General features: G+C 46.9%; 6 protein-coding genes and 1 tRNA gene. 5 read left to right on the forward strand and 2 right to left on the reverse strand.

All coding sequences use genetic code 11. The features are described 5' to 3' along the window. The 3 genes from VN429_RS10745 to VN429_RS10755 form a co-directional block, all read left to right on the forward strand. On the forward strand, nucleotides 1-1287 hold a 1287-nt coding region (locus tag VN429_RS10745; protein ID WP_325633150.1), incomplete at its 5' end, for an MEMAR_RS02690 family S-layer glycoprotein. Nucleotides 1288-1407: 120 nt separating this feature from the next. Next, the gene (locus VN429_RS10750; protein ID WP_325633152.1) at nucleotides 1408-2964 is read left to right on the forward strand and encodes an AMP phosphorylase; all 1557 of its coding nucleotides are present in this window, start codon (nucleotides 1408-1410) and stop codon (nucleotides 2962-2964) included. 44 nt (nucleotides 2965-3008) lie between these two features. Further along, nucleotides 3009-4439: a hypothetical protein gene (locus tag VN429_RS10755; RefSeq protein WP_325633154.1), complete on the forward strand. Its 1431-nt coding sequence runs from the start codon at nucleotides 3009-3011 to the stop codon at nucleotides 4437-4439. A 7-nt stretch (nucleotides 4440-4446) separates the two neighbouring features. On the opposite strand, the gene VN429_RS10760 is transcribed toward VN429_RS10755, so the two are convergent. Further along, nucleotides 4447-4518: transfer RNA gene (locus VN429_RS10760), tRNA-Arg, on the reverse strand. Between the two features lie 53 nt (nucleotides 4519-4571). Between VN429_RS10760 and dcd the strand changes: the two genes are divergently transcribed. After that, the gene (dcd, locus tag VN429_RS10765) at nucleotides 4572-5009 is read left to right on the forward strand and encodes a dCTP deaminase (protein ID WP_325633156.1); all 438 of its coding nucleotides are present in this window, start codon (nucleotides 4572-4574) and stop codon (nucleotides 5007-5009) included. Further along, the gene (locus VN429_RS10770) at nucleotides 5006-5959 is read left to right on the forward strand and encodes a DUF128 domain-containing protein (RefSeq protein WP_325633158.1); all 954 of its coding nucleotides are present in this window, start codon (nucleotides 5006-5008) and stop codon (nucleotides 5957-5959) included. The genes dcd and VN429_RS10770 overlap by 4 nt, the downstream gene beginning before the upstream one ends. 5 nt (nucleotides 5960-5964) lie before the next feature. Here VN429_RS10770 and VN429_RS10775 read toward each other — a convergent pair whose 3' ends face one another. After that, the gene (locus tag VN429_RS10775; protein ID WP_325633160.1) at nucleotides 5965-7098 is read right to left on the reverse strand and encodes an FtsZ/tubulin family protein; all 1134 of its coding nucleotides are present in this window, start codon (nucleotides 7096-7098) and stop codon (nucleotides 5965-5967) included. Between the last annotated feature and the right edge of the window lie 182 nt (nucleotides 7099-7280).

A 7280-nucleotide genomic window follows, 5' to 3' on the forward strand; every position in this document is an offset into this window, starting at 1 on the left:
GCAATGCTCAAGTCTCCAAAGAAAGAAGTCAACAACAACCAGCCACAGTCCTTTGATGTAGCTGATGTTCAGGATGACGACACTTACGAGTACAAGTGGCAGACTGCAAACCTCGAGATGGATGCAGGAACCTACACTATCTACGCAGTAAGTGCACCAAACGACAAGGATCACCTGAATGATGCACAGTACGACACTGTCTCACTTGTGATCAAGAAGCCATACATCCAGGCAACTGCATCCGGCTCAGTCGTTGCAAAGGGTGACAAGCTCTACGTCAGAGGTACAGCAGAAGGCGACCCATCACTGGGAGTTGCACTGTGGATCCTCGGTAAGAACAAGGTTATCTACGCAACCGAATCCGTGAACGATGACATGTCGTTCGAGTACGAGGTTACCAAGGAAACTACCAAGAGCCTCTATGCAGGTCAGTACTTCGTAGTAGTCCAGCACCCAATGTACAACAACGAATTCGATATCTACCCGGACAACCCACTCAACCCACAGAACGTACTCGGTTCATACCCAACCCGTGGATCACAGCTCTTCAAGATCGGCGGACAGGGTGCACTCCAGGGTACTGATGCGGCAGAGGCACTTATCCAGGCAATCAACAACGCCATGGTAGACGACACCTACACCAAGCTCCAGTTCCTCGTAGAGGAGCCCAAGATCACCATCAACCCGATCGGTGAGCAGAAGGTAGGTTCCAAGTTCGAGATCGCAGGTACCACCAACCTGGCATACGACGACAACGATCTGCTCGTTGAGGTTACTTCTTCCTCATTCAAGCCGACCGACAAGTCACAGAGCGGTGAGTTCAGCGGCGCAACCGGAACTGTCAAGGTCCAGCAGGGCACTGATGGTCTGAACAAGTGGAGCTTCAGTGTTGACGCATCCACCTTCAAGCCAGACGAGTACATCGTCCGTGTTTCCGGTGTAACTGTTGATGCAGTTGAGACTTCACTGTTCAACGTTGTTGAGGCAGGCGGCGCTCCGGCAGCAGCAAAAGAGCCGGCAGCAAAGGTTACCCCAGCAGCACCAGCAGTTAACGCAACCAAGAACGCAACTGCAGCAGCACCAGCAGCAAATGTTACTCAGCAGAACGCAACTCCAACCGAGAAGCCAACCGCTGTAGCAACAACTGCAGCAGCAACCGCAAAGCCAACCGAGAAGGCAACCACCGTTCCAACTCCTGAACCGACCAAGAAGTCACCAGGATTTGGCGCAATGGCAGCACTCGCAGGCCTCGGAGCAGTAGCATTCTTTGCACTGCGCCGGAACTAAGGTTGAAAACCTAAATCCTCTTTTTTTGTTTGTGTTGATCTCCTGTCAAGGAGTTTTCTGCGTTTTCACGGCTTTCAATGTTCCAATGCACTAAATAGGATCCAACATCAATTTTATGGCATGAAACTAGCCGTACGCCTCGTTGATATTGCAGCACGGGGTGTGCTCCTGCACCAGCAGGATGCAAAAACTCTGGGTGTTTTTCCTGGAGACCGGGTTGAAATAACAAATCTCTCAACTGGTTTCTCTATCGCAGATTATGTTGAAACTACTTCTACTCTCATTAAACAAGGAAAACTTGGTATATATCATCAGAGTAACGAGCAGTTACAGGTAAAAGATGGCGAATCTGTAGAAGTTAGAGTATCTGATCGTCCGGTATCGCTGGATTACATCAGAAAAAAGATGGAGGGAGAACGTCTCTCACGGGAAGAGATCAAAATGATCGTAACGGATATTGTTCATGATAATCTTTCACCAAGTGAGATCACTGCCTTTGTTATCAGTTCCTACATCAACAATCTGGATATTGATGAGATAGAATCACTCACCCGTTCGATGGTTGAGACCGGAGATCGACTTGAGTTTCATACAGGACCGATTGTTGACAAACACTCAATAGGTGGAGTTCCAGGAAACAAGATAACATTTCTTGTGGTACCCATCATAGCAGCTGCAGGATTACTTATCCCAAAGACCAGTTCCCGTGCAATTACGGGGGCCGGAGGATCTGCAGATCTGATGGAAGTTTTGGCACCTGTTGAATTTTCGGCTGCTGAAGTTCAGCAGATGACACAGAAGGCTGGTGGTGTAATTGTCTGGGGTGGTGCAACCAACATTGCTCCGGCAGATGACAAGATCATCATTCAGGAGTATCCTTTCAAAATTGATCAGGTTGGACAGATGATTGCGAGTGTCATGGCGAAGAAATTTGCTGTTGGTGCTGATGTTGTTGCCATTGACATTCCGGTTGGTAAAAATTGCAAGGTTCATTCTATACCTGAAGGACGTAAACTGGCCCAATCGTTCATTGAGATCGGTGATAGGCTTGGAATGCGTGTTGAATGCGCCCTCACATATGGTGACGCTCCGGTTGGTCGAGCAATCGGTCCGGCATTAGAGGTGAAAGAGGCTCTTGCCATTCTGGAAGGATCTGAGTCCCCCAACTCCCTGATTGAGAAGAGCACTGAGATTGCAGGGATAGCACTTGAATTGGCGGGGAAAGCAAACCGGGGTGAGGGATCTGCTCTAGCTCTCGATCTTCTCAAGTCAGGCAAAGCCCTGAAAAAGATGAAGGATATCATTGCGATTCAGGGTGGCAATCCAGAAATCACTTCAGATTTGGTTAAACTTGGGGAGTACTTCCATATCGTCAAAGCAGAGCATGACGGATATGTCGTGGATCTGAACAATAAGTCTCTGATTACAATTGCACGTGTGGCAGGAGCGCCAAATGATCATGGTGCAGGTCTCTACATCCATGCGAAACCAGGAACACGTCTCAAACGTGGAGATCCAATATTTACCCTCTATGCAGAGCGAAAATGGAGACTTGAGAAAGCCCTTGAGACTGCAAGAACACTACGCCCTGTTATTGTGGAAGGTATGCTTATGGATCGTGTTCCAAATCAGCGGGAATGGCTCCCCTCAAAGCAACGCAACAACGGTGTAGAATGATCTTCGGTTTGAAAATGGCTGCACATTAAGATAGGGAGGGATTGATGGAACATAAGATACGCAAACTGGTATCAGGTGGAGGGATAGTCCTCCTGATATGCCTTCTGGCAATCTTTCCAGTTTGTGGTCTCAATATTATGGTATTTGAGCAGACAGATCGAACAGCACCGATCCCTCAGGCACTCATTTATACGAATGGTGAGTATGCTGCAACAACTAATGAGAATGGGACATACAATCTCTCGTATGAAGGGTATCCTCCTGCTCTCCGGATTGCAAAGGCCGGATATCGTGACTGGACGGGAAAGCCCCTTGTTAACGACACCCTGCTCCTTGTCCCTCTGCAAATCCGCAACTGTACGTATATCATCCAGGTTTTTGATGCTGATACCCTTCTTCCTCTACCTGACATTCAGGTGAAAGCGAGTTTGCCGGATGGGACTACCAGACAGAATCGTACCAATTCCAATGGGACTGCTCTTCTTCCCCTCAGAACTGAACAGGTTTACGATCTCACAATCGCTGGCGGTACATATCAGACGATAAGGGACAAACTGGTGACCAGGTTTGAGGATACAGCGGCTCAGTACTCTATGATTAGAAGTGATCGGATCTCTCTCCATGTTCTGGATGCTGATACTAAGCACCCGGTTGCAGATGTTCAGATTCTTACTGACGGAAAAGATTCAGGGAAGACAAATGCGAAAGGAATTCTGATCACAAATATGAGCAGGGGTGTCGATCATATGATCGAAGCAAGATCACCCGGATATGAGAAGACAATCCTGCAGAAAAATCCTGGGGAAGAGGATTTAATTCTTGATGTAGTACTTGTGCCTCTTAAATCTACTGTGTTTGTCTCGGTATATGATCCTGCAAAACAACCAATTGAAGGAGCAGATGTGAGGATAGATGGCAATTCAGTTGGACTTACTACCCAATATGGAAGAATTTCTATCCCTGATCTAGAGATCCGGTCCTATCTTTTCAGTGTGAGTAAAAAAGGCTACAAACCTGAAAGCAGGAGCATTGACCTCACATCGAACAACTCAGACATCATCTTTGATCTCTCTCCTGATCTCATTTCAGTACCTGTTCTGATCCGGGATAATCAGAGTAAATCTCTTTCCAATGCTTCAATTATGGTAAACGGTTCACAGGTTGCAGTAAGTAACAGCAATGGAACTGCGACCCTGAGCCTTATAGAAAACCAGACCTATCATATCGGGGCTAACCTGTCAGGGTATCTGCAAAATAATACAACAATTATCCCTCCTGTCTCATCCCCGGTAATTCTGGTCTTAAATCCAAAAGAGAAAGAGAAGACAGCAACTCCATTCCCATGGATAGATGTAGGGATCATCATTCTTGTGGTACTGGTATTACTTGGAATTCTCTATTTCCGGGGTGGTGGAAAGAGACCATCATCACGTGCAAAGAAAAGACGCATTGATCTCAGAAAGAGATCACTCTAATTTTTTACGGATCCAGTGGGAATCGAACCCACGTCCCCGGGTTCGAAGCCCGGAAGGATATCCGCTACCCCATGGATCCTCTAGACAATTCCATCCGTAAGATATTAATGATTTTTATCCTACCTGTATGGTATGATTCTGTCATCACGCTCGCTCCGGCAGAGACTTGGGGTTCCTACCGGTAATGGAGGTGTTGTTCTCGAGCCGTATGGCTCTGAGTGCCAACAGCCTGCTTCATATGATCTTCGGGCTTCTGAAGAGTACACACTTGAACGCGGGATGATGACGCTGGTCGCGACAATGGAATGGGTAGAGCTCCCTAGTGACCTTGCTGCCACGCTTCGTTGTCGTTCTTCATATGCACGGCGTGGCCTCCTTATCAGCGGGGGGTTTGTTGATCCCGGATTTAGAGGTCATCTCACACTCTGTCTGGTAAACATGGGTCCAGAACCTGTTTCAATAAAAGCCGGCGATCGGGTTGTGCAGATGATCTTTTCAGAAGTCAGTGCTGGTGACGAGATCTATAATGGCCGGTATCAGGATAGTAACGGAGTGGTTCCAGCACGATGATCAAGACTGAACATAAGTATATCGAGATTTTGCGAATCCTCAAGGATCACCAGGAGCCTATGGGAGCAAAACGCCTCTCTGAGCTTCTGGCAGAACGGGGATATGTGATGACAGACAGGGCTGTTCAGTACTATCTCAGGTATCTGGATACCCGTGGATTTACTGAAAAGGTTGGCAATCAGGGGAGAATTCTAACCTCTACCGGTATAGCAGAGACAGATCGCGCCCTGGTAGAAGACCGAATTGGTTTTGTTATATCAAAACTTGAGCGGCTGGCATTTAAGAGCACATTCAACCCTGATACTTCGACCGGTGATGTGGCGTATAACCTTACCATTGTTCCAAATGAAAAACTGGATGCAGTGACCAGAGTTTTTGACAGAGTACGGGATGCGGGATGTAGTTTTTTCAAATCCTTCGCCTTTCTGGATCGCGACTCACGTGTTCCTGCTGATCATACCGGAATTCTGACGGTCTGTAGTATCACTATGGATGGTGTGTTCCAGCACAATGGCATTCCTGTAAAGATGGCATATGGAGGGACGATACGGATTGAGGATAAAAAACCGATTGAATTTGTAGATCTGATTGGTTATCAGGGTTCCACAGTCGATCCCTTACAACTCTTCATAAACTCAGGTCTCACCTCGATTGGCCCGTTTATTTCTGATGGGTCCGGAGTTCTTCTCGCAAATATCAGGCAGATTCCGGGTTTATCATGGGATAGGGCGTCTGATTTGATCACCAGGATGCAGGGATGCGGTTTCAGGTTTCCTCTTATGATGGGAAGAGGTCAGATCTTTAATCTGGTAACCGATCCTGGACGGATATCCCTGGTTTCTTATTCAGGGATGAATTCAATAGGATATGCGGCAGAAGAGGGCCTTAAACTCACAACCGAAATTGGAGCAGGAACAATTCCGTTCTCCCGAATAGTAAATTCAAACTAACTCTTTTATTGGGGTTGATTCTTCTGAATTAACCTATCAAGTTCGCTGACTCTGGGTATCTCACTCAAGCCAGACAGGACAATGAGGACAGCTACATGGGAGCCGTGTCGTGATGAGACAGGGCTGTCACCTGATCTGAGTTCATAGCCATTGATGCTATCATCGATCCATTTTCTGACAGCCATAAACCCTTTCATGGAGAGTTCATCTTCAGGTCCGATCAACAATATGAGAGCCTTTTTGGCTGATGAGAGTTCGCTGTATGCTGATATATCTCTGAATACAGCTTTTTCAGCAAGTTTCACTATTCTTCCAGCCTTTTCCTGCCTATGTACGAGAGACTCCTGTTTTTGGCGGAAAAACCCTATCTTTGAATGTTCTTCAAGAACTTCGTCTGCAAGACCTATTGTAATTAGTCCCATTCCTGTGATGGTATTCAGAATTTCTCTTGTATCAAGCACCATCTGTGGCGGTGTATCCTGTACTTCTCCTGCCTGGATCAAAAACTGAATCCGTTTTGAGATCTGGTGGTTTATCAGGTCGTAGGGATCAACAGAAGTCTTCTCGGGGGTGCCGGGAATCCAAAACCGCTCTGTGACTCCCGGCCCGGGCTGTTGAACTGCTGTTTCAATCTGTTCACGAACTTTATCTAGCCAGAGCTGGTTATCAAAGACAATGACTCCGTCAAGGATTGAACGGATTTGACGCATATTTGTTGCAGCCCGTTTGAGACGTTCTTGCCCTTCATCATCAGAAGGAAGGGTGACCAAGGCAAAGACCGGCTCAAACATTGTCTCTCTGATAATGCCAACCAGATGAGGAACCAGATCTATAAGGCCCCCTCCGAGTCCTGCACAGAGGAGTACTGCATCATGCCCTCCAGCATCATTGGACTTGAGCTGGGCTTTCACCTCATCAATGGTAAAGGTGGTTGTCAGGAGTTCTGGTGTTGAGATGGAGTCTTTTGGAAAGTAGACCTTTCTGTCTCTTCTGATGTATTTTAGATTCTCAAGGATAGTTGGATCATTATCTACAGCTATCACATGAAGAGTGTTACGGGTTGATCCGGCGGCTGGTTCTGCTATAGCATCAGCAATTCTACTCCCAGCCGTGCCAAGTCCTAATATCAAGAGTCTCATTTCATCACCCGTTGCACGATACTCCTCAAACCAGTCGTTGAAGTGTATATATGTACTCCCCTGATCTCATAAAGAGTATCTGGGGGCATCCTCAAAAACTCCTCATAACTGCCGATATGTCCCGTAACTCCATGCGTCTGCAATTATTTTTCTCTCATAATAGTGATCTTTGTATAGAAACC

Origin of the sequence: Methanospirillum sp. (genome assembly GCF_035560735.1) — an archaeon.
Taxonomy (GTDB): Archaea; Halobacteriota; Methanomicrobia; order Methanomicrobiales; family Methanospirillaceae; genus Methanospirillum.

What these genes read in the sequence shown, in the direction of transcription:
- VN429_RS10750 (WP_325633152.1), top strand. Translation starts at nt 1,408, where the DNA reads ATGAAACTAGCCGTACGCCTCGTTGATATTGCAGCACGGGGTGTGCTC.
- VN429_RS10755 (WP_325633154.1), top strand. Translation starts at nt 3,009, where the DNA reads ATGGAACATAAGATACGCAAACTGGTATCAGGTGGAGGGATAGTCCTC.
- dcd (WP_325633156.1), top strand. Translation starts at nt 4,572, where the DNA reads ATGATTCTGTCATCACGCTCGCTCCGGCAGAGACTTGGGGTTCCTACC.
- VN429_RS10770 (WP_325633158.1), top strand. Translation starts at nt 5,006, where the DNA reads ATGATCAAGACTGAACATAAGTATATCGAGATTTTGCGAATCCTCAAG.
- VN429_RS10775 (WP_325633160.1), bottom strand. Translation starts at nt 7,098, where the DNA reads ATGAGACTCTTGATATTAGGACTTGGCACGGCTGGGAGTAGAATTGCT.